This window comes from Microbacterium testaceum StLB037, assembly GCF_008763945.1.
In the GTDB taxonomy this organism is placed as follows: domain Bacteria; phylum Actinomycetota; class Actinomycetes; order Actinomycetales; family Microbacteriaceae; genus Microbacterium; species Microbacterium testaceum_G.
Genome location: NZ_VTQH01000001.1, coordinates 1,688,605 through 1,709,523, shown reverse-complemented (window position 1 = coordinate 1,709,523; position 20,919 = coordinate 1,688,605). Strand labels below are relative to the sequence as shown.

19 protein-coding genes are annotated in these 20,919 nt (G+C 71.1%); 4 read left to right on the top strand and 15 right to left on the bottom strand.

What is annotated here, in order from left to right:
* Nucleotides 1-84: 84 nt before the first annotated feature.
* From F9B98_RS08015 to F9B98_RS08005, 3 genes are read right to left on the bottom strand one after another with little or no spacing between them, the layout of a single operon-like run.
* Nucleotides 85-690, bottom strand: coding sequence for an energy-coupling factor transporter transmembrane component T family protein (locus tag F9B98_RS08015; RefSeq protein WP_150955337.1), 606 nt, complete (start codon nucleotides 688-690; stop codon nucleotides 85-87).
* Nucleotides 684-1,370 (bottom strand): energy-coupling factor ABC transporter ATP-binding protein, encoded by a 687-nt coding sequence (locus tag F9B98_RS08010; RefSeq protein ID WP_150955334.1) that lies wholly within the window; start codon nucleotides 1,368-1,370, stop codon nucleotides 684-686. The genes F9B98_RS08015 and F9B98_RS08010 overlap by 7 nt, the downstream gene beginning before the upstream one ends.
* Entirely contained in the window at nucleotides 1,367-1,969 is a 603-nt protein-coding gene (locus F9B98_RS08005; protein WP_150955331.1) for a biotin transporter BioY, read from the bottom strand. Before F9B98_RS08005 ends, F9B98_RS08010 begins: the two co-directional genes overlap by 4 nt.
* A gap of 53 nt (nucleotides 1,970-2,022) precedes the next feature.
* On the opposite strand from F9B98_RS08005, the gene F9B98_RS08000 reads away from it, so the two are divergent.
* Nucleotides 2,023-2,571: a TetR/AcrR family transcriptional regulator C-terminal domain-containing protein gene (locus F9B98_RS08000; protein WP_150955328.1), complete on the top strand. Its 549-nt coding sequence runs from the start codon at nucleotides 2,023-2,025 to the stop codon at nucleotides 2,569-2,571.
* 129 nt (nucleotides 2,572-2,700) lie between these two features.
* On the opposite strand, the gene F9B98_RS16130 is transcribed toward F9B98_RS08000, so the two are convergent.
* The 3 genes from F9B98_RS16130 to F9B98_RS07985 all read right to left on the bottom strand — a co-directional run bounded on the left by F9B98_RS16130 (nucleotide 2,701) and on the right by F9B98_RS07985 (nucleotide 6,272).
* Nucleotides 2,701-3,735, bottom strand: coding sequence for a cytochrome b/b6 domain-containing protein (locus F9B98_RS16130; protein ID WP_225310258.1), 1,035 nt, complete (start codon nucleotides 3,733-3,735; stop codon nucleotides 2,701-2,703).
* 795 nt (nucleotides 3,736-4,530) lie between these two features.
* A complete protein-coding gene (locus tag F9B98_RS07990; RefSeq protein WP_150955322.1) occupies nucleotides 4,531-5,496 on the bottom strand; it encodes an electron transfer flavoprotein subunit alpha/FixB family protein in 966 nt (321 codons plus the stop codon).
* Nucleotides 5,496-6,272 (bottom strand): electron transfer flavoprotein subunit beta/FixA family protein, encoded by a 777-nt coding sequence (locus F9B98_RS07985; protein WP_150955319.1) that lies wholly within the window; start codon nucleotides 6,270-6,272, stop codon nucleotides 5,496-5,498. Before F9B98_RS07985 ends, F9B98_RS07990 begins: the two co-directional genes overlap by 1 nt.
* A gap of 177 nt (nucleotides 6,273-6,449) precedes the next feature.
* Here F9B98_RS07985 and F9B98_RS07980 point away from each other — a divergent pair, with 177 nt between their 5' ends.
* The gene (locus tag F9B98_RS07980) at nucleotides 6,450-6,977 is read left to right on the top strand and encodes a MarR family winged helix-turn-helix transcriptional regulator (RefSeq protein WP_150955316.1); all 528 of its coding nucleotides are present in this window, start codon (nucleotides 6,450-6,452) and stop codon (nucleotides 6,975-6,977) included.
* Between the two features lie 4 nt (nucleotides 6,978-6,981).
* Here F9B98_RS07980 and F9B98_RS07975 read toward each other — a convergent pair whose 3' ends face one another.
* The 3 genes from F9B98_RS07975 to F9B98_RS07965 form a co-directional block, all read right to left on the bottom strand.
* A complete protein-coding gene (locus F9B98_RS07975) occupies nucleotides 6,982-7,770 on the bottom strand; it encodes an enoyl-CoA hydratase-related protein (RefSeq protein WP_150955314.1) in 789 nt (262 codons plus the stop codon).
* A 174-nt stretch (nucleotides 7,771-7,944) separates the two neighbouring features.
* On the bottom strand, nucleotides 7,945-9,123 hold the full coding sequence (locus F9B98_RS07970; RefSeq protein WP_150955310.1) for an acyl-CoA dehydrogenase family protein: 1,179 nt from the start codon (nucleotides 9,121-9,123) through the stop codon (nucleotides 7,945-7,947).
* A gap of 80 nt (nucleotides 9,124-9,203) precedes the next feature.
* On the bottom strand, nucleotides 9,204-9,938 hold the full coding sequence (locus tag F9B98_RS07965) for a VIT family protein (protein WP_150955307.1): 735 nt from the start codon (nucleotides 9,936-9,938) through the stop codon (nucleotides 9,204-9,206).
* 150 nt (nucleotides 9,939-10,088) lie between these two features.
* On the opposite strand from F9B98_RS07965, the gene F9B98_RS07960 reads away from it, so the two are divergent.
* Nucleotides 10,089-13,835: a choice-of-anchor I family protein gene (locus F9B98_RS07960; RefSeq protein WP_150955305.1), complete on the top strand. Its 3,747-nt coding sequence runs from the start codon at nucleotides 10,089-10,091 to the stop codon at nucleotides 13,833-13,835.
* A 109-nt stretch (nucleotides 13,836-13,944) separates the two neighbouring features.
* Here the strand turns inward: F9B98_RS07960 and F9B98_RS07955 are convergent, their stop codons facing one another.
* A complete protein-coding gene (locus F9B98_RS07955; protein WP_150955302.1) occupies nucleotides 13,945-14,676 on the bottom strand; it encodes a Type 1 glutamine amidotransferase-like domain-containing protein in 732 nt (243 codons plus the stop codon).
* A gap of 74 nt (nucleotides 14,677-14,750) precedes the next feature.
* Here F9B98_RS07955 and F9B98_RS07950 point away from each other — a divergent pair, with 74 nt between their 5' ends.
* On the top strand, nucleotides 14,751-15,188 hold the full coding sequence (locus tag F9B98_RS07950; protein WP_150955299.1) for a GNAT family N-acetyltransferase: 438 nt from the start codon (nucleotides 14,751-14,753) through the stop codon (nucleotides 15,186-15,188).
* 170 nt (nucleotides 15,189-15,358) lie between these two features.
* Here F9B98_RS07950 and F9B98_RS07945 read toward each other — a convergent pair whose 3' ends face one another.
* The 5 genes from F9B98_RS07945 to F9B98_RS07925 all read right to left on the bottom strand — a co-directional run bounded on the left by F9B98_RS07945 (nucleotide 15,359) and on the right by F9B98_RS07925 (nucleotide 20,915).
* Nucleotides 15,359-16,537 (bottom strand): thiolase family protein, encoded by a 1,179-nt coding sequence (locus tag F9B98_RS07945; RefSeq protein WP_150955296.1) that lies wholly within the window; start codon nucleotides 16,535-16,537, stop codon nucleotides 15,359-15,361.
* Nucleotides 16,537-17,721: a bifunctional 2-methylcitrate synthase/citrate synthase gene (locus F9B98_RS07940; protein WP_150955293.1), complete on the bottom strand. Its 1,185-nt coding sequence runs from the start codon at nucleotides 17,719-17,721 to the stop codon at nucleotides 16,537-16,539. The genes F9B98_RS07945 and F9B98_RS07940 overlap by 1 nt, the downstream gene beginning before the upstream one ends.
* 142 nt (nucleotides 17,722-17,863) lie before the next feature.
* Nucleotides 17,864-18,763, bottom strand: coding sequence for a methylisocitrate lyase (gene prpB, locus F9B98_RS07935; RefSeq protein ID WP_150955289.1), 900 nt, complete (start codon nucleotides 18,761-18,763; stop codon nucleotides 17,864-17,866).
* Nucleotides 18,763-20,289: an MmgE/PrpD family protein gene (locus tag F9B98_RS07930; protein ID WP_150955286.1), complete on the bottom strand. Its 1,527-nt coding sequence runs from the start codon at nucleotides 20,287-20,289 to the stop codon at nucleotides 18,763-18,765. The genes prpB and F9B98_RS07930 overlap by 1 nt, the downstream gene beginning before the upstream one ends.
* On the bottom strand, nucleotides 20,286-20,915 hold the full coding sequence (locus F9B98_RS07925) for a GntR family transcriptional regulator (protein ID WP_150955283.1): 630 nt from the start codon (nucleotides 20,913-20,915) through the stop codon (nucleotides 20,286-20,288). Before F9B98_RS07925 ends, F9B98_RS07930 begins: the two co-directional genes overlap by 4 nt.
* Nucleotides 20,916-20,919 lie beyond the last annotated feature (4 nt).

The window sequence follows — 20,919 nt, the reverse complement described above, 5'->3', positions numbered from 1 at the left end:
AGACCGTGTTCCCGTTCTGGGTGGCTATAGCCCTTCGAAGCAGCCGGGAGGGGGACATGCTCCCGTATCGGGCGGCCGGGGAGCTCAGCGGATGCCGCGAGCCGCGAGCCCCTCGCCGAGGTCGTCGGCGTGACGGAGAGCCGACACCAGCAGCGGCAGCGCGCCGCGCCCGAGCGACGGACGCAGCCCTCGCGCGCGCTGGGCATCGCGCACCTCGGCGGCCAGGCGCGCCAGGACGGGGATCGTGGTGATCGTCAGCGTCAGCAGCAGCGCGGCGCGGCCGGGGTCGACGCCGAACCGTGAGAGCGGCGACAGTCCACGCTCGAGGGCGTCGAGCAGCGCCGAGACCGACGTGCTCACCGGCACAAGGCCAGCGATGAGCAGTGCCGCCACGACGCGGCAGGTGTTCGCCACCGCGGGTTCGAGTCCGAGGAAGATCAGTTGACCGGTGACGGTGATCGCGACGACCCACCGCAGCCCCCACACCGCCCCCGCCAGCACGCGCAGACCGCGCCGGATCCCCATGCCAGCCCCGGCGTACAGGGCCACCGGCAGCACCAGCACCATCACCGTCACCCACGTCGACGGCGACGACGCCACCGCCACGGCGGCCGCCGCGAGCATCATGAGTTTCGGGCCCGCCGGCATCCGGTGCATCCATCCCATGGCCGGAACGAACAGGCTCAGCACGTCAGCGCTGACTCGTAGGCATCGACGACGGCGGAAGAGGCTCCGGATGCCGCGACCCGACCGTCCGCCATCAGCACGGCGCTCTCGCAGCGCCGGGCGAGGGCGAGATCGTGCGTGACGAGTACGAGCGCGTGTCCGGTGTCGGCGAGCAGGTGATCCGCGACGCGGCGCGCGTTGCGCCCGTCGAGGAGCGCGGTCGGCTCGTCGGCGATCACCAGGCGCGGCCCGCGCACGAAGGCTCCGCACAGGGCGAGCAGCTGCTTCTGGCCTCCCGACAGATCGTGGGCGGGCCGGTCGCCCAGCCCATCGAGCCCGAAGCGCGCGAGTGCGGCGTCGACGCGGGCGTCGCGCTCGGCACGCGGCAGGCGGGCCGAACGCAACGACAGCGCGACGTCTTCGGCGACGGTGGGCATCATGATCTGGGCGTCGGGGTTGCTCAGCACCAGCGCGACTCGCGCACGGAGCGCGGCCGGGTCGCAATCAGGGTCGCACCCCATCACCCGCAGGTCACCCCCCGTGCGCCGCAGGAGCCCGGCGATCACGCGAGCGAGCGTCGACTTGCCCGAGCCGTTGTCGCCGACGAGGGCGATCGTGCGCGCCGACAGATCGAGGGACACCTCCCCCAGCACCTCGCGCGCGCCGAGGCGGACCCTCAGCCCCGCACAGCGGACGATGCTCACGCCGCGACGCCGACCCGATCCCGCTCCGGAGTCGCGACCCGCCACATCCGGCGGAAACCGCGCGGGTAGGCGCGCACCAGCGTCGTCACGACGAGCGTCGCGACGGCGGCTTTCACCAGGTCGCCGGGCACGAAGACGAGGCTGGAGAGCGCCGTTTCTCCGAGCGGGAGTCGTGTCACGAGACTCTGCACCGGGATGCCGAGGGCGTAGATCGCGATCACTCCCCCGACGATCATGGCGAGGGCCGTCCGCCAGACGACCGGGCGGCGGCCTCCCGCGTGGACGATGAGACCGATGACCACGGCACCGAGGATCCACCCCACGGCGTACCCGGCGGTCGGACCGAGGAAGACGCCGAACCCACCCCGACCCCCGGCCAGCAGGGGGAGCCCCGCCGCGACCAGCGCGAGCAGCACGGTGACAGACAACGCCCCGAGCCACGGTCCGAGCACGGCCCCCGCCAGCATGACGCCCAGGGTCTGCGCGGTGATCGGCACGCCCCCGAACACCGGGAAGCTGCCGGGCAGCCCCAACACGGCGATGAGTGCGGCGAAGACGGCGACGCGAGCGAGGTCGGTGGCGTCGAGAGTGCGGGTCATGAGCGGCCTTCCTGAACGGTGTTCACTTGAACGGCGTTCACTATACTCGTGACATGGCTCCCCGAGGACATTCCGCCGACGACGTGGCCCTGACCGCCCTGCGGATCCTCGACGATCACGGGCTCCCCGACCTCACGATGCGTCGGCTTGCGACCGCCCTCGATGTGCAGCCGAGCGCGCTCTACTGGCATTTCCCCAACAAGCAGACCCTGCTCGCGGAGCTGTCCGATCGGATCGTCGGGCGCGTGGCATCTCGAACAGCCGAAGACCTCGTGGCCGAGGCGCGCGCCCTGCGCGAGGCCCTCTTGGCCTACCGCGACGGCGCCGAGGTGGTCTCGAGCACGTTGGCGATGGGCCTCGGGTCGTCGTTGGCGCACGATCGACTCGCGGCGGCCGTGGTCGCCGAGGGGTTCGACGACGAGAGCGCCCGCCGCGTGGCCACGACCGTGCTGCACTACGTGCTCGGCTTCGTGTGGCACGAGCAGCAGCGCCTGCAGTACGACAGCGCGGGAGCTCGCGAAGACGCGGCCGGCGGACTGGCCGACGACGACTTCGCCTCGGGCCTCGACCTCATCGCCGCGGGGTTGCGGGCGCGGGTCTGAGCGAGCCCGCGGGCGCGCCTCCGAGCGGGACGGCGGGCCGGGACCGCACCTCGCGCCCCGCGGTCGATCGGGGTTTCGGTGGCTCGACGCGGCGGGTCTCGCGCGATGCACGCGGCCTCGGCTCCGCAGTCAGCGCTGCTTGACCTCGCCGAACAGGCGCGCGATCGGCACGAGCACCACGGGGCGCGCCGACACCCACGCCGCGGCCATCACCGCGAGGGATGCCGCGAAGATCAGCAACCCGGTCGGATCGCTCGTGTACGCGCCGGGGTCCTCCGAGCCGCGTGCGGCGTACATGTGATTCAGGTTGCGCAGGGCTCCGGTCGCGAGCACGAGGGCGACGTGCACGATGATGAACGCCACGAAGAAGAGCATCGTGGGGAAGTGGATCTTGCGCGCCCACTCGATCGGGTAGAGCCGGTTCAGTTTCTCGGCGTTCTTCGGCCACACCCCCGAAAGGCGCACCCCGCTGACGATCGCGAGGGGCGCGGCGAGGAAGGTGATCGCGAAGTACGACAGCTGCTGCAGGCTGTTGTAGTTCACCCAGCCGTTCTCGGTCGGCCAATCGAGGGAGGCGTATTGCAGCGCCGCCGACAGGGCGTTGGGGAAGACCTCCCACGAGGTCGGGACGATCCGCATCCACTGCCCCGTGACGAACAACAGGACGACGAAGATCACGCCGTTCGCGATCCACAGGATGTCGAGCGCCTGGTGGAACCACAGCGCGAGACTGATGCGGCGCTTCTTGTTGTTCCGGGGTGACCAGAAGGCGGCGGGTCGCTTCTCGCGGCGCACCTGCCACCCGGTGCGAATGATCAACAGCAGGAAGAAGCTGTTGAGGAAGTGCGACCAGTTGAGCCAGGCCGGCAGCCCCACGGGAGCGGACTCGGGCAGGGGGTACTCGCCGGGGAACGCCGCGAGGAATTCGCGGCCCGGGCCGATCGCCAGCACGAAGCGCGCGAGCAGCACGACGATCCCGACGACGGCGAGGGCGAACACGCCGAGCACCGCGGTCGAGCCGAGCAGCTGGACGGGCGTGTAATCGCCGAGGGAGACGCGACGGGATGCCGCGGGAGCCGGCCGGGGCGTGACGGCGGGGCGCGCGCTCGCGCCGCGCGAGGCAGCGCGCCGGGCGGCGGCGCCGGGCCAGACGGTGCGCGTCACCGTGAGGGGTGGGCGCGGAGCTGGGCGCAGGGCATCGGGCGCGCCGGCGGAGCTCGCAGGCGGTGCCTGCGGACGGACGGGTAGCGCGCTCTCACCCGCCGCACCGCGGTCGGACGGAGCGGGTCGTGCTGCTGCGGCGGGCTGTTCAGCCGTATCGGGCGCGAGCGCCGGGTTCGGAGGCGCCGTCGCCGCCGGCCCGCGGCCGTCGTGTCCCCGCGAGTCGCTCTCGTCCCGCCCGCCAGAGCGGGCGGCCGGGTGGGCGGCTGCCGGCGGCCAGGGCTCCCCGCCCGGCTCGCGCGGTAGTCCTCGACGCATGCCGCTGGTCGCGGCATCCGTCTCTGCGATCCGAGGTGCCGGTTCCGGCTCGCGCGCGTCGCTCGCGCGCACCGCAGACGCGCGAAGCGAAGCCGACGGCACCTCGGAAGCGGTGCCCTGTTCCGGCTCCGTCGTCGATGGCTCTTCGGATCGATCGGGCGGGACCGCGGATCCCGGCGGCCACGGCTCCCCGCCGGCCTCGCGCGGCAGTCCTCGGCGCACGGAAGACCCGGACCGCCCCGGACCACCGGCATCCTGCGTCGCGATCTCGGACTCCGTCACGAAACTCGCACTGTGAGCCACAGGTTCTGCGAGATTCGCGCCATTCTGCGAGCTGACGACGCCGGGAGCATCCCCGGGAGTGTCCATGCCCCCGGCCCCGGCAGTGTCCTCGGGCACGCCCGAGCCCGCGGGCGGCCAGGGCTCCCCACCGGGGACGCGCGGCAGCCCGCGTCGCGGAGTGCGGGGTGTGGACGCCATCTACTTCTTGTGGGCCTCTAGCGCGCTGATGAGTTGCGGAACGACGGTGAACAGGTCTCCGACGATACCGAAGTCCGCGATGTCGAAGATCGGCGCCTCGGGGTTCTTGTCGATCGCGACGATCGTGCGCGCGGTCTGCATTCCCGCCCGGTGCTGGATCGCACCTGAGATGCCCAGGGCGACATACAGCTTGGGCGACACCGAGACCCCCGTCTGCCCGACCTGCGCGGTCGCGGGCACGTATCCCGCATCGACGGCAGCGCGCGAAGCGCCGACGGCGGCCCCGAGCGCGTCGGCGAGCTGCTCGACGAGGGCGAAGTCCTTCTTCGAGCCCACGCCCCGGCCTCCTGCGACGACCGCGGCCGCTCCGCGCAGCTCGGGCCTCGTCGAGGCTGCCGCCGTCTCGGAGAACGCCTCCACCCGACCGGACGGGATCCCGGATGCCAGGACCTCGAGGCCCCGCACCATGAGCGGCTGCGGGTCGAGCTGCCCCTCGACCGACCCGGGGCGCAGGGTCGCGACCAGGGGCCCGAAGGTGGGCGCCCCGTCGACGGTGAAGGCGCCGCCGAACGCCGAGTGGTGGGCCACGACCCCGAGGTCGTCGCGCGCGACCCCGACGATGTCGGTCGCGAGGGGAAGGCGCAGCCGCGCCGCGAGGCGGGCGACGGCGTCGCGCGTCTCGATCGCGTTCGACGCGAGGACGAGGTCGGGGTTCTCCGCCGCCACCGCGGCGGCCACCGCGTCGACCACGGGTCCCGTCAGCGCGGAGGAGTCCACCTCGGCCGTGTGCACGCGAACCGCTCCGAGACGGGCGGCCGCCTCAGCGGCGCCCGGGAGCACATCGGCGGGACCGGCGATCACGGCGACCGGCTCCCCCACCCGCGCCGCCGCGACCAGCAGACCCGCCGACGACGCGGCGAGCGCACCAGAGGGCACCACCTCGAGCAGCACGAGTGCGACAGTCATCACGCCACCCCCTCGGCCACGAGAAAGGCCGCCAGCCTCTCCCCCGCGTCGCCCTCGTCGACGATTTTGGTCCCGCCCTCTCTCGGGGGCCTCTGCGCGACGGAAAGCATGATGTACCGGGCTTGGGCGGGGTCTTCGGGCTCCACGCCGAGCGTTGCGGCATCAAGCGTCTCGTACGGCTTCTTCTTCGCGGCCATGATCCCCTTGAACGTCGTGAACCGCCCCTCGGGCAGGGCCTCGGTCACCGAGACCACCGCGGGAAGGGCGGCGGACACCCGCATCGTCCCGGCGTCGCTCACGCGGTCGCCGGACACGGTGTCGTGGGTCAGCGCGAGGCTCGACAAGGCGGTGAGCTGCGGCACGCCGAGCAGTTCGGCGACCATCGCGGGGACGACTCCCCCGCCGCCGTCGGTCGAGAGGTTTCCGCCGATCACCAGGTCGAAGCCCGTGCGCCGGATCGCCGCCGCGAGCACCTCGGCGGTGAGCAGCAGGTCCGCCCCGCGCAGGGTGTCGTCGACGACGTGCACCGCCGCACTCGCGCCCATCGCAAGGGCCTTGCGGACGTTCGCCGTCGCCGAGGCCGGTGCCATCGTGAGCACCACGACCTCGGTGCCGGGGTGGGCGTCGGCGTGCGCGAGGGCGGCTTCGACCGCGCGCTCGTTGATCTCGTCGAGCACCGGTGCCGACGCGGCGCGGTCGGCGAGCCCGGTCTCGAGGTCGAGGCGACGCTCCCCCCAGGTGTCGGGGACTTCTTTGATCAGCACCACGATCTTCATCGACCTGGCTCCTTCGGTGAGGGGACGGATGCCGCGACCTCGCGGCAACGGAAGAGTGCGGGGCTCGCCGTCGGCGAGGGGCCCAGCCGCACAGGCCCGGTCGCCGAGCCTGTCGGAGGGACCGGGAGCCGCGTGCGGAACCCGACCGAGCGGTACCGTGAAACGCGAGGAGGACCGATGACGCGACGATTGCCGGTCGACCCGATCGCCGAGGCCAAGCGCCAGTGGCTTGCGCACGGGTGGGACGAGGCGGCCGACGGTATGACGGTCGTGACCTCGGTGATCCGCGCGCACCAGTTGCTCATGGCATCCATCGAACGGACGTTGAAGCCGTTCGACCTGTCGTTCGCGCGATTCGAGATGCTGCGGTTGCTCGCCTTCACGAAGGAGGGCCGGATGCCGATGGCCAGCGCCATCGCCCGCCTCCAGGTGCACCCGACGAGCGTCACCAACACGGTCGAGCGCCTCGCTCGCGACGGGCTCGTGACCCGTGAGCCGCACCCCACCGACGGGCGCGCGGCTCTGCTCGCGCTGACCGACGACGGGCGCCGACGCGTGGAGGAGGCGACCGCGGCGTTGAACGAGGTCTTCGCCGACCTGGGTCTCGACGAGGACGATGCGACCGCGCTCGTGCGGATCATCGCGCGCTTCCGCAAGGGTGCCGGCGACTTCGCCGACCCCTCACCGGTGCCCGACCCGCTCTGAGCGCTCATCGGTGCGTGAACGACGGCGACCGCTTTTCGCGGAACGCCGCCATCCCCTCTTTCTGATCGGCGGTGTCGAACAGCGCGGCGAAGGCCTGCCGCTCGAATCGCACGCCCTCGGCGAGGGTCGATTCCAGCGCGACGTCGAGCGCCGCCTTCGCGGCGTAGAGCGCGGGCAGTGGCTTCTCGGCGATCGTCTGCGCGACCTTCTCGGCCTCGTCGAGCAGCTCGTCGGCGGGCACGATGCGGGACACGAGTCCTGCCCGCTCGGCCTCTTCCGCGCCGATCATGCGTCCGGTCAGCACGAGTTCGGCGGCCTTGTAGTACCCGAGCGCCCGCACGAGACGTTGCGTTCCCCCCATTCCCGGGATGACCCCCAGCTGCACCTCGGGCTGGCCGAATCTCGCCCGATCGGATGCCAGGATCACGTCGCACATGAGCGCGAGCTCGCACCCGCCGCCCAGGGCATAGCCCGAGACCGCGGCGATCACCGGAGTGCGGACCGCGGCGAACCGGGCCCACGCCCCGAAGTGATCGGTGAGCACCATGTCGAGGCCCGACTTCTGCTCCATCTCTTTGATGTCGGCGCCGGCGGCGAAGGCTTTCTCGCTCCCGGTCACGACGATCGCCCCGACCCCCTCGTCGGCGTCGAACGCCTCGGCGGCGGCGACCACGTCGCGCATCGACTGCGTGTTCAGCGCGTTCAGCGCCTCGGGTCGGTCCAGGGTGATCCACCCGACGCGTCCTCGCTGCTCGACGCGGATGGTCTCGTACCCGGCATCCGGCTCGCTCATCAGTGCTCCCGTCGTGTCGAAGAATGGTCGGAGCGGTTGCGCCCGCCCTGAGATGGTCGCACGCACCGCCGACATCGCCCCAGGGTCTTGCCGCGACGCGTCGGCGACGTCGCCTCACCGGCCACCCCGTGAGCGTCCGGGGCGGATTCCGCCCCGAACCGGAAAGTCTGCACCTCAGGCCGCGAGGACGCTGCGGCCCACGATGAGCCGCATGATCTCGTTGGTCCCCTCCAGGATCTGGTGCACGCGCAGGTCGCGCACGACCTTCTCGATCCCGTAGTCCTGCAGGTATCCATAGCCGCCGTGCAGCTGCAGCGCCTCGTTGGCGACCCGGAAGCCCACGTCGGTCGCGAACCGCTTCGCCATGGCGCACCGGGTCGCGGCATCCGGAGTCTTCGAATCCAGCGCGGTCGCCGCATCGCGCACGAGCAGCCGCGCGGCTTCGAGCTCGGTCGCCATGTCGGCCACGGCAAACACGACGGACTGCTTCTCGCTCAGGGCTTCACCGAACGTGAAGCGCTCGTGCACATACGCGACGGCACGATCGAGCGCCCATCGCGCTCCGCCGATCGAGCAGGTGGCGATGTTGAGCCGACCGCCGTTGAGCGCGGTCATGGCGATCGAGAAGCCGCGCCCCTCCCCACCGAGGAGGTTCTCGGCGGGTACGCGCACCTCGTCGAGGATGACGGGCCGAGTGGGTTGGGCGTTCCAGCCCATCTTCCTCTCGTTCGGCCCGAATGACAGGCCCTCGGCGTCGGCCGGCACGACGAAGGCGCTGATCCCGCGCGCCCCCGGCTCGCCCGTGCGCGCCATGACGACGTAGACGCTGGCCTCGCCGGCGCCCGAGATGAACTGCTTCACGCCGGTCAGCACGTAGGTGTCGCCGTGCCGGATCGCGGAGGTGGTGATCGCGGCGGCATCCGACCCGGCGCCCGGCTCGGTGAGGCAGTAGGCGCCGAGATCGTCCATGGCCACCAGCGACGGCAACCACCGCTCGCGCTGCTCGGGCGTGCCGTAGGTGTCGATCATCCACGCGACCATGTTGTGGATGGTGATGTAGGCCGTTACCGTCGGGTCGCCGTACGCGAGCTCCTCGAAGATCGCGACCGCATCCGCGCGCGACAACCCGGCGCCGCCCACGTCGTCGTTGACGTAGACGCCGCCGAGACCCAGCTCCCCGGCGCGGCGCAGCACGTCGCGGGGGAAGTGCTTCTCGGCATCCCATTCGAGGGTGTGCGGAGCGAGCTCCGTGGCGGCGAAGTCGCGCACGGCGTCGAGGATGGCGGTGCGCTCGTCGGCCGACAGGGTGCTGCCGGACACGACGTCGAGCGCGGGAGCAGGGGTGGTGTCCATGCGGCTCTCCTTCGTGAGGCGACGGCGTCGTCGCGCTCTCCAGAATAGCTGGACGTCCTACTAATTAATAGAGGGGTCGATTATGCGGACGAGGCGCCGAAAAGGGCCCCGACCGCGTAGGTGGCCGCGAGCGCGAGCGCCCCGCCGATGACGGTCCGCAGGATCGCGCGGCCCCGGCGCGCACCGCCGATCCACGCGGCGACGTACCCGGTGATGGCCAGCGCGACGAGCACCGACACAAAGGTGAGCGGCACGCGCACCTCGGCGGGGGCCAGCAGGATCGTCAGCAGCGGCAATACAGCGCCGATCGTGAACGCCACGGCCGAGGCCAGTGCCGCCGCCCACGGACTCGCCACGTCGTCGGCGTCGATGTTCAGCTCGACCGACAGGTGGGCTTTGAGGGCGTCGGATGCCGTGAGCTCGGTCGCCACGCGCGTCGCGGTGTCGCGCGAGAGCCCTTGCGCCTCGTACAGACCGATCAGCTCGGCGAACTCGGTCTCGGGGTCGTCGGCGAGCTCGCGCTTCTCCTTCTGGATGAGCGCGTGCTCGCTGTCGCGCTGGCTGGACACCGAGACGTACTCGCCCAGCGCCATCGAGATGGCCCCGCCGACGAGAGCGGCGAGGCCCGCGATGAGCACCGGCCCGGTGTCGCTGGTCGCCCCCGCGACCCCGACGACGACGGCGGCGGTCGAGACGATGCCGTCGTTGGCGCCGAGGACGCCGGCGCGAAGCCAGTTCAGGCGTTGCGAGAGCCCCTGGCGATGCGGCTCGTCGGGGTGCGCACCGGGGGTCGCCGCGGGCAGGTTCTCGCTCATGGACTGAGCGTAGGACCGCTCGAGGCGACCGGGGCCCGCCGCCGCCGCGTTCCCTCCCCGTTCACCGGGATGTCACGGACCCCAGGCAAAATTCACATGATCGCGCCGCCCGCGCGGATCACATCCCCACCCGAACCCGAGGACACAGCCATGCCTTCGACCCTCCTCCGCCGCGCCGCCGCGTTCACCGCGACGACCGCGGCGGTGTGTGCGCTCGCCCTGTCGAGCGCCACCGCGGCCTCCGCCGCGATCGTCCCCCAGCCCGTCTCGAATAGCGCCCCCGGCGCGGCCCTGTCGGTCACCCCGGTCGGCTCCTACGACACCGGCATCTACAAGGAATCCGCGGCCGAGATCGTCCAGGCCTATCGCGACCGCCTCTTCGTCGTCAACGCGCAGGCGGGCACGGTCACGGTGCTCGACAACCGCGACCCCAAGAAACCGGTCAAGCTCTTCGACATCTCCTCGAACGGGGTCGCCAACTCGGTCGCGGTCCGCGACGACGGTCTGGGCGTCATCGCCTTCGAGGCCACCACGAAGACCGACCCCGGTCACCTGGTCTTCTTCGACGCCAACAAAACGGATGCCGCGAGCGCGAAGCTCGGCGAGGTCACCGTCGGCGCTCTCCCTGACATGGTGACCTTCTCGAAGGACGGCTCCTACGCCGTCGTCGCCAACGAGGGCGAGCCGGCGGCGGACTTCTCGGTCGATCCCGAGGGCTCGGTCAGCGTCATCGCACTGTCGTCCGCCCTGGCCGCCCCCGCGCAGAGCGCCGTCAAGACGGCGGGCTTCCGCGCTTTCGAGCCCGGCGGCAGCAAGACGCTCGACTCCAGGGTGCGCGTCTTCGGCCCCGACGTCGCCGCCCCGGGGCAGGATGCCGCGACCCTGTCGACCAACCGCGTCTCGCGCAACCTCGAGCCCGAGTACATCACCACCGATGGCACCGTCGCCTACGTCACCCTGCAGGATAACAATGCCGTCGCGACCGTGGATCTGACGAAGGCCGAGGTGACCGGCATCCTGCCCCTGGGGTACAAGGACTGGGGCACCGTCGGACTCGACCCCAGCGACAAGGACGGCGTGAACATCCGGACGGTGCAGGGGCTGAAGGGCCTGTACATGCCGGACGGGATCGCGTCGTACTCGGCGACCGCCAACGGCAAGGCGACGACCTACCTCGTCACCGCGAACGAAGGCGACGGCCGCGAGTGGGGAACGTTCACCGACGAGGCCCGCGTGAAAGACCTCGGCAAGAACGGCCTCGGCGCCGTTTGCGCCACCTCGCCTCTGGCCGGCCGCTCGGCCGACACCGACCTCGGCCGGCTGAAGGTCGTCACCGACCTCGGCAAGACCGCGGACGGTTGCTACAGCGAGCTGTACGCCTACGGCGGCCGCTCGTTCTCGATCTGGGACACCAAGGGTGCGCTCGTCTTCGACTCGGGCGACCAGTTCGAGCAGAAGCTCAAGGAGGTCGCCCCGCAGCTGTTCAACGTCTCGAACGACAACAACACCGTCGACGACCGCAGCGACGACAAAGGCCCGGAGCCCGAGAACGTCACGATCGGCGTGGTCGACGGCCGCACCTACGCCTTCATCGGCCTCGAGCGCGCGGGTGGAGTGATGGTCTACGACATCACCGACCCGACCAAGGCGACGTACGTCACCTACGTCAACAACCGCAACGCCGCAGCGGACGTCAAGACCGCCGCGTCGGGCGACCTCGGCCCCGAAGGCATCGCCTTCGTCTCGGCCCTGCGCTCGCCCACCGGCGTGCCGCTGTTGGTCACCGGCAACGAGGTCTCGGGCACCACCACCGTGTTCGAGGTGCGCCCGACGCAGCCGAAGACGCCCGACCTGCAGATCCTCACGATCAACGACTTCCACGGTCGCCTGCTGCAGGAGACCGGGGGCGTGGCGGGTGCCGGCGTTCTCGCCGGGGCGGTCGAGAAGTACCGCCAGCAGAACCCGAACACGCTGTTCGTGTCGGCCGGCGACAACATCGGCGCGAGCGCCTTCGAATCGTTCATCGACCAGGACACCCCGACGATCAAGGCTTTGAAGGCCGCGACGCTCGACGTCAGCGCGGTCGGCAACCACGAATTCGACCGCGGCTTCGCCGACCTGACCGATCGGGTCATCCCGGCGTACGGCGGCAACACGGGCGCGTCGAGCGACTTCGCCCTCGGGGCGAACGTCTACACCAAGGGCACGAAGACCCCCGCCCTCAAGCCGTACACGATCAAGCAGGTCGGCACCACGAAGGTCGCCTTCGTCGGCACCGTGACGCCCCAGACCGCGGGCATGGTCGACCCGTCGAAGATCACCACGATCGAATTCGGCGACGAGACCGAGGCCATCAACCGCGAGGCGAAGAACGCCCGCGCGGCGGGTGCCGACATCGTCATCGTCCTGGTCCACGACGGCTCCGAGAGTACGGACTGCGCCACGATCGCGACCGAGTCGAGCGACTTCGGCTCCGTCGTCCGCGGCGCGTCGGCCGATGTGAACGCGATCGTCTCGGCGCACACGCACCAGAAGTACTCGTGCACCATCGGCGGGCGCTCGGTCATCCAGACCGGCTCGTACGGAACGAACCTCGGCACGCTCGACATCGATCTGGATTCGAACGGCAAGCTCTCCTCGATCACGCCCGGAGTGCGCGCGCTGCTCGACCCCGCGGTGACGCAGTACATCGCCTACCCGCAGGCCGCGACGGCGAAGATCGTGGCGGATGCCAAGGCCACCGCTGACGTGAAGGGCCAGGTCGAGGTGGGCAAGATCACCGCCGACATCACCCGCGCGAAGAACAGCTCGGGCGGTGAGGACCGCGGGGCGTACTCCACCCTCGGCAACACCGTGGCCGACGTCTACCTCTGGGCGACGAGCGAGAACCCCTCGTTCAACGGCCAGGATGCGCAGATCGCGTTCATGAACCCCGGCGGCCTGCGCGCCGACCTGCTGTACGGCTCCGACAACGGCTCGGTCTCGTACCGCGAGGCGGCGAACGTGCAGCCCTTCGGCAACACCCTGGTGACGCTGTCGCTCACGGGGGCGCAGCTGAAGCAGGTGCTCGAGCAGCAGTGGCAGCCCTCGGGTGCCGCGCGACCGGTGCTCGCCCTCGGCGTCTCGAAGGGCTTCACCTTCGAGTACGACCCGGCCGCGGCCACGGGCTCGCACATCACGTCCGTCCAGCTGAACGGCACGGCGATCGACGACAAGGCGTCGTACCGCGTCGTGACCAACTCGTTCCTGGCGGCCGGCGGCGACAACTTCACCGCCTTCGCCCAGGGCACGAGCAAGGCCGACTCGGGCCAGATCGACCTGCAGGCGACGGTCGACTTCTTCACCGCGAAGAAGAGCATCGCCCCATCGCCGCTGGGTCGGGCGTACCTGGTCGGTTCGAAGCCCGTCGACGAGGGGACCTCCACCCCGACGCCGACCCCGACGACCACCACGAGCCCGACGACCAGCCCCACGGGTCAGCCCTCCGGCAGCCCCACGGCTTCGCCGTCGGCCTCGGTGAAGGTCAGCGCGAGCGCCACCCGGGTGGAGCAGGGCGGATCGTTCACGGTGACCGTCTCGGGGCTGAACGCCGGTGAGCAGCTGACGGCGACGCTGAACAGCACGCCGATCGTGATCACGGGGATCCCCGCAGCCGACGCGTCGGGTGCCGTGTCCTTCCGGGTGAGCGTACCCGCGGGGCTCACCCCCGGTTCGCACACGGTGGTCATCACCCGCGCCGACGGGACGGTGCTCCCCGCGCTCGCGATCGAGGTCGTCCGCAAGGGCACCCTCGCCACCACGGGTGCTGAGGCCCCCTGGGGCATCGCCCTCGCAGGCGGCATGCTCGTGGTCGCGGGCGGTCTCGCCTTCGCCCTGCGCCGCCGCCACACCGTCTGACACTGGACACCGGAACGGCCCTCACCCTTCGGGGTGGGGGCCGTTCCCGTTCGCGCGAGGGGTCAGAAAGTGTCGCCCGGACGCGCGGGAGGCGACACTTATCGACCCCTCACGCGGGTGCGGCGTCTGCGCGAAGCACCTGGACGTGTACCCCGGATGCCGCGGACTCCACGCGCCAGACCTGCCCGCTGCCCCGGACGGCCGGGGCCGCCTGCGCCGAGATCACGAGGGCCGTGTGCTCGTCGACGGCCACGCCGTCGCCCACGAGGCCCGCGTCGATCGCGGCGACGAGGCGCGACAGGGTCCCCCACTGCGCGGCGTGCACGTCGACGGCGAAGTCCAGAAGCCCGAGGCCCGGGCGCACCTCGACCTCGTCGAGCTCCTCGGCCGCGTCCTCGGAACCGACCTCGACCCCGCGGACGCGATATCCGCCGACGAGCGCGGGGCCCGCCGCAATGGCCGCGCCGGCCGAGAAACCCGCGTACGGGACTCCCTCGCGGACGCGCGCGGTCACGGCATCCCGAATCTCCCCGAACGCTCTCAGATACGCCGGGGTGAGGCCACCGCCGACGAACAGGGCATCCGCCTCGAGCGCCGCGGTGCCGTAGACCTCGCCCTCGACGATCGCCACGACGCGGATCTCCGCCGCGGTGGCGCCCGCCGCCTCGAGCATCGCCGTGAAACGCGCGACCGACGAATCGTCGTCGGCTTCGAGCACGAGCAGCAGCGCGATCACGGGCGCGCGATCCGCGGCTCGCTGTCGCGCCTCGGCGACGAAAGGACGCAGCAGGTCGCCGCAGCGGTCGACGTCACGGCCACCGCCGAGCAGATGAACACTCACGCGCCCAGTATCCCGCGGCTGCCGCCCCTCGCGTGCGTAGCCGAATCCGGCGACGCACGCGGATCTAGGGTCGAATGGTGAACTTCCGCCTGCGCCCGGCCGTCGCCGGTGACATCGAGTGGCTCGTCGAGCTGCGCGCCGAGGTGCTGCGCGCCGACCTCGAGCGCCTGGGGCGCTTCGACGAGCAGCGGGTGCGCCAGCGCCTGCGCGACGGCTTCGACCCGGAGTGGACGCGGATCATCGTCGTGGACGGGGCGGATGCCGGCTCGATCACGGCCCGACCCGACGGAGCGACCCGCTGGATCGAGCATTTCTACCTGGCTTCCGCTCTCCAAGGTCTCGGCGTCGGCGGCGCCGTGCTGGCACAGGTGCTGACCGAACCGCACGACGGCGCGACGCGCCTGAACGTGCTGCGGGGCAGCGCCGCCCGCCGCCTCTACGAGCGCGCCGGCTCCACCCTCGACTCCGAGGACGAGGTCGACGTGTTCCTGACCCTCGCGCCTCGCGCGTGAGAGGTCATTTTCTGTCGCCCCGGGCGCGGCTAGGCGACAACTTCTGACCGCTCACGCGCGCGAGAGCGGACGGGCCGGACCCGCACCCCGCGTGAGGGGTCGATTTCTGTCGCCTCGAGCGCGGCTAGGCGACAGTTTCTGACCCCTCACGCGAGAGCGCGCGCCCCGGGTCAGTACCGCCGCAACAACGCCGCGAGGGCCTGGCCGCCGCCGATGCACATCGTCACGACGGCGTACTCGAGGTCGCGGCGCTGCAGGTCGAGGGCCGCGCGCACGGTGAGGATCGCGCCCGTCGCCCCGACGGGGTGGCCGAGGGCGATCGCGCCGCCGTACGGATTCACCTTCTCGGGGTCGAGACCGCCGTCGCGGATCACCGCGACCGCTTGAGCGGCGAAGGCCTCGTTCAGCTCGATCACGTCGACGTCGGCGGCGGTGAGCCCCGTCTGCTCCCACAGGCGCTGCAGCGCGATGACCGGGGCGTAGCCCATGATCTCGGGGTCGACGCCCGCCGTGGTCACGGCCTCGAGGGTCGCAAGGCCTGTCAGCCCGCGCTCGCGCACGTCGTCCTCGCGCATCAGCACCGTCGCCGCAGCACCGTCGTTGATGCCCGAGGAGTTGCCGGCCGTCACCGAACCGTCCTTCTGGAACGCGGGTCGAAGCCCCGCCAGGGCTTCCTTGGTCGTCCCCGGCCGCGGGTGCTCGTCGACCGATACCTCGACCGGCTTCCGGCCGCCGGAGGTCACGGGCACGATCTCTTCCGCAAAGGCCGCGCGCGCGGCATCTGTCGCCGCTCGGCGCTGGCTCTCGACGGCGAAGGCGTCCTGCTCTTCTCTGGAGACCGAGTATCGGGATGCCACGACCTCGGCCGTCGTCCCCATGTGCCGGCCGCTGAAGGGGTCGGTGAGGATCGCGAGCGTGCCGTCGAGCAGCGTCCGGTCGCCGAGCCGGGAGTTGCCGCGCGCACCGTAGTCGAGGAACGGGGTGCGAGACATGCTCTCGTCGCCACCGGCGACGGCGACGTCGATGCCGCCCCAGCGCAGCTCCTGCGCCGCCGACCAGATGGCCTGCAGGCCCGAGCCGCAGAGGCGGTTCACAGTGAAAGCGGGCACGCGCGTAGGCAGCCCCGCGGCGAGCGCGACGCGGCGCGCGTTGTAGGCGTCGGGGCCGTTCTGGGCGATGCAGCCCATGACGACCTCGTCGACGTCGTCCTTGGCGACTCCGGCGCGACGCAGGGCCTCCGAGACCGCGACCGCACCGAGCTCGTACGCGTCGACGCCCGAGAGCGACCCGCCGAAAGACCCGATGGGCGTGCGAGCCCCCGAGACGAGGACGATCTTCGGCGCCGACATCAGCCCGCCGCTTCCTCGGGACGTTCCTGAGCCTCGAGGGCGTCGGCATCCGGAACATAGCCCTCGATGTGCCGCTCGTCGGCGCCGACGTATTCCGACAGCGGGCGGATCAGCGCGTTCGACGCCTGCTGCTCGCGGATGTGCGCGGTCCAGCCGGTCACGCGCGCCGCGACGAACAGCGGGGTGAAGGTCAGCGTGTCGAAGCCCATCAGGTCGTACGCGGGGCCCGAGGGGTAGTCGAGGTTGGGGTAGATGCCCTTGCGCTCGACGAACTGCGACTCGAGGGCGTCGTAGAGGGCGGCGACGTCGGGGCGGTCGTAGTGCGCGACAAGGGTGTCGAGTGCCGCCTTCATCGTGGGGACGCGCGAGTCGCCGCGCTTGTAGACGCGGTGCCCGAAGCCCATGATCTTGCGCTTCTCGGCGAGGGCGGTGTCGAGCCACGGCCCGACGTTCTCAGCCGAGCCGATCTCGGTGAACACGTGCAGCACGGCCTCGTTCGCGCCGCCGTGCAGCGGGCCCTTGAGCGCGCCGATCGCGCCGACGACGGCGGAGTACAGATCGCTGAGGGTCGACGCGATCACGCGCGCGGTGAAGGTCGAGGCGTTGAAGGAGTGCTCGGCGTACAGGATCATCGAGCGGGTGAACGCGTCGACGACGACCTCGTCGGCCTCCTCGCCGAAGGTCATCCACAGGAAGTTGGCCGCGTAGTCGAGGTCGTCCCGCGGTTCGATGAGCTCCTCGCCGCGGCGGCGGCGCTGACCGTACGCGACCACGGCCGGCAGCTGCGCCCACAGGCGGATGCTGCGCTCGAGGTTCTCTGCAGGGGTGCCCACGGCATCCATCACATTCGAGATCCCGGCCGTCTCGCGCGCTCCGATGACGCTGACGGCGGTGCGCACCTCGTCCATCGGGTGGGCGCTCGTGGGCAGCAGGTCGATCGCGGCGCGGACGTCGTCGGTCAACGCCCGGTGCGCTCGCTCGACTCTGCGCAGGTCGGTGAGCTGCGCGGCATCCGGAAGCTCTCCGTTCCACAGGAGGTACGCCACCGCCTCGAACGACTGCGTGGCCGCGAGCTCCTGCACGGGGTAGCCCCGGTACAGCAGGCTGTTGGTCTCGGGGTTCACCTTGCTGACGGCGGTCTCGTCGACCGTGACCCCGGCGAGGCCCTTCTTGATGTCGGTCATCGTCTCTCCCTTGAGTCGTGTGCGGTGTTCGTACGGGGGCTCATGTCCCGACTTCGGCTGTCTGAGCCTCGTCCAGACGACCACTTCTGGGACATCGTCTGCACATTTCGGGACATGGTCACCTCACAGGCCACGCAGGGCGTCAGCGTTCGACGGTGAAGTCGAACACGTCGGCGTCGAAGCGGGTGTAGCCCTCGTAGTCGATGAGGTCGTACAGGTCGGCGCGGTGCTGCATCTGTCCGAGTTGGTCGCGAAGGTGTCCCTCGGATGCCAGGGCGTCGAGGCCCCGTCCCGCTTCACCCATCGCGAGGCGCAGCAGCGAGACCGGCCAGATGACGAGGTTCACCCCGGCGTCGCGCAGCTGCTGCGTCGAGAACAGCTCGCTCTTTCCGAACTCGGTCATGTTCGCGAGGATCGGCACCTCGAGCGCCGAGCGCATCGCCTCGAACTCGCCGAGGTCGCGCATCGCCTCGGGGAAGATCGCGTCGGCGCCCGCGTCGACCAGGGCCTTCGCGCGGTCGATCGCGGCGTCCAACCCCTCGACGGCGCGCACGTCGGTGCGGGCCATGATGAGGAAGTCGGGGTCGCGACGGGCGTCGACCGCCGCGCGGATGCGCTTGATCGCCGTGTCGGCGTCGACCACGCTCTTGCCGTCGAGGTGGCCGCAGCGCTTCGGGTTGACCTGGTCTTCGATGTGGGTGCCCGCGAGCCCCGCGTCTTCGAGAGTCTGGATCGTGCGCGCGACGTTCATCGGCTCGCCGAAGCCGGTGTCGGCGTCGATGATCGCCGGCAGCTCCGTCATGCGGGCGATCTGCTGTCCGCGACCGGCGACCTCGGTGAGCGTCGTGAGCCCGATGTCGGGCAGGCCCAGGTCGGCCGAGATCACGGCGCCCGAGATGTAGACGCCCTCGAAACCCTTGCGCTCGATGAGCCGGGCCGACAGCGGGTTGAAGGCTCCCGGCATGCGGACGAGTTCTCCGGATGCCAGTTTCTCGCGCAGCGCGCGACGCTTCTGCTGAGCGGTGGTCTGGGCGTAGAGCATCAGAACAGCCCCTTCGGCGCGGGCGACAGGGCCAGCACACCGGGCTTCGCGACGATCGACAGCTGCATGACCTCGGCCGGGGTGAGCTCGGGAAGACGCTGCACGAGCTCGAGGAAGCGCTCGATCTCTTCGGGCAGCAGCACCGGCTCGGCGAGCAGGCGGAACTTGCGGATGTAGTCCTCGCGCGCGAAGGGCCGGGCGCCGAGCGGGTGGGCGTCGGCGACGGCGATCTCGTCCTCCACGGTCGACCCGTCGGTCAGCGTGATGACGACGCGACCGCCGAAGGCCTTCTCGTGGGGGTCTTCAGAGTGGTAACGGCGCGTCCACTCGGCATCCTCCGCCGTGGTGATCTTGTGCCACAGGGCCACCGTGTCTTCGCGGCCCGCGCGGGCGGGGGCGTACGAGTCGACGTGGTGCCACGCGCCGTCCTGCAGGGCGACGGCGAAGATGTACGGGATCGAGTGGTCGAGCGTCTCGCGCGAGGCGGTCGGGTCGTACTTCTGCGGGTCGTTCGCGCCCGAGCCGATCACGTAGTGCGTGTGGTGGCTGGTGTGAAGGACGACGGATGCCACGTTGGCGGGGTCGCGCAATTCCGGGCGCTCCGTGCCGAGGCGTCGGGCGAGGTCGATCCAGGCCTGCGCCTGGTACTCGGCGGAGTGCTCCTTCGTGTACGAGTCGAGGATGCCGCGCTTGCTCTCGCCGTCTCCCGGCAGGGGCACGTCGTAGGAGGCGTCGGGGCCGTCGAGCATCCAGGCGATCACCCCGTCCTCGCCCTCGTAGATCGGTGAGGGGCTCGTCTCACCGCGCATCGCGCGGTCGACCGCTTCGATCGCCATTTTCCCGGCGAAGGCGGGGGCGTGCGCCTTCCAGGTCGAGATCTCGCCCTTGCGCGACTGGCGTGTGGCGGTGGTGACGTGCAGGGCCTGGCCGATGGCCTGGTAGATCGTCTCCTGGTCGAGGTCGAGCAGGGTGCCGATGCCGGCGGCGGCGGCGGGGCCGAGGTGGGCGACGTGGTCGATCTTGTGCTTGTGCAGCGAGATAGCGCGCACGAGGTCGATCTGGATCTCGTACGCCGTGGCGAGGGCTCGCACGAGGGCGGCGCCGTCGCGACCGGTGTGCTGGGCGACGGCTAGCACCGGCGGGATGTTGTCGCCGGGGTGCGAGTAGTCCGCGGCGAGGAACGTGTCGTGATAGTCGAGCTCGCGCACGGCCACCCCGTTGGCCCACGCCGCCCACTCGGGGCTCGTGCGGCGCTCGAGCAGGCAGCCGAAGACCGTGGCGCCCGGGCCGCCGATCGAGACGGCGTGGTCGAGGGCCTGCTGGCGCGCGGCGCTGACCGGCTGTCGCGTGAGGGAGGCTGCGGCGACGGCGGCGTTGTCGATGAGCCGGTTGACGATCATGTCGACCACGTCGTCGTCGACGGCCACCGGATCGACGGCGACGCGTGCCAGAGCCCAGGCGAGCTGCCCCTCGCGGGCGAGGTTCTCGTCGCTGCGGTGCACGCGCACGTGGTGGGTGATCGTCATGAGGGCTCCTCCGTGAGGGCTTCGAGGATGGTGGTGAGGGCGTTGTGCAGGTGCACGTGGGTGGCGTGGGCGGCGAGTTCGGGGTCGCCGGCGCCGATCGCTCGCGCAATCAATCCATGCTCCCCGGCCGAGGCCGAGAGGCGAAGGGGGTTGTCTCGCGCCATGCGCCGCACCCGCACGAGGTGGGTGCGCACGCTCCGGAGCGCGGCGGAGAGATAGGCGTTGTCGACGGCGTCGTCGATCGCGGAGTCGAAGCGGGCGATCAGGGAGTAGTAGGCGTCGGCATCGGCGGTGTCGACGCCGTCGAACTCGGTCGCGAGCCGGAGGAACTCCGCGCGGTCGCCGCGCCGCGCCGCCAGCCGCGCGGCCTCGGTCTCGAGCGCCCGGCGCAGGTCGAAGAGGGACCCGATGTCGTGGGCATCGATCCCGGCGACGACGGTGACACGCGCCGATGCCTGAGCGACGAGCCCATCGGATGCCAACCGGCGCAGGGCCTCACGAAGGGGGGTGCGACTGACTCCCAGGCGCGTGGACTGCTCGACCTCGCCGAGGACGGTTCCCGGAGACAGCGCCCCGCTCTGGATCTCTTCCAGGAGGGTCGCGTATGCGCGTTCACTCGCCCGCATACCG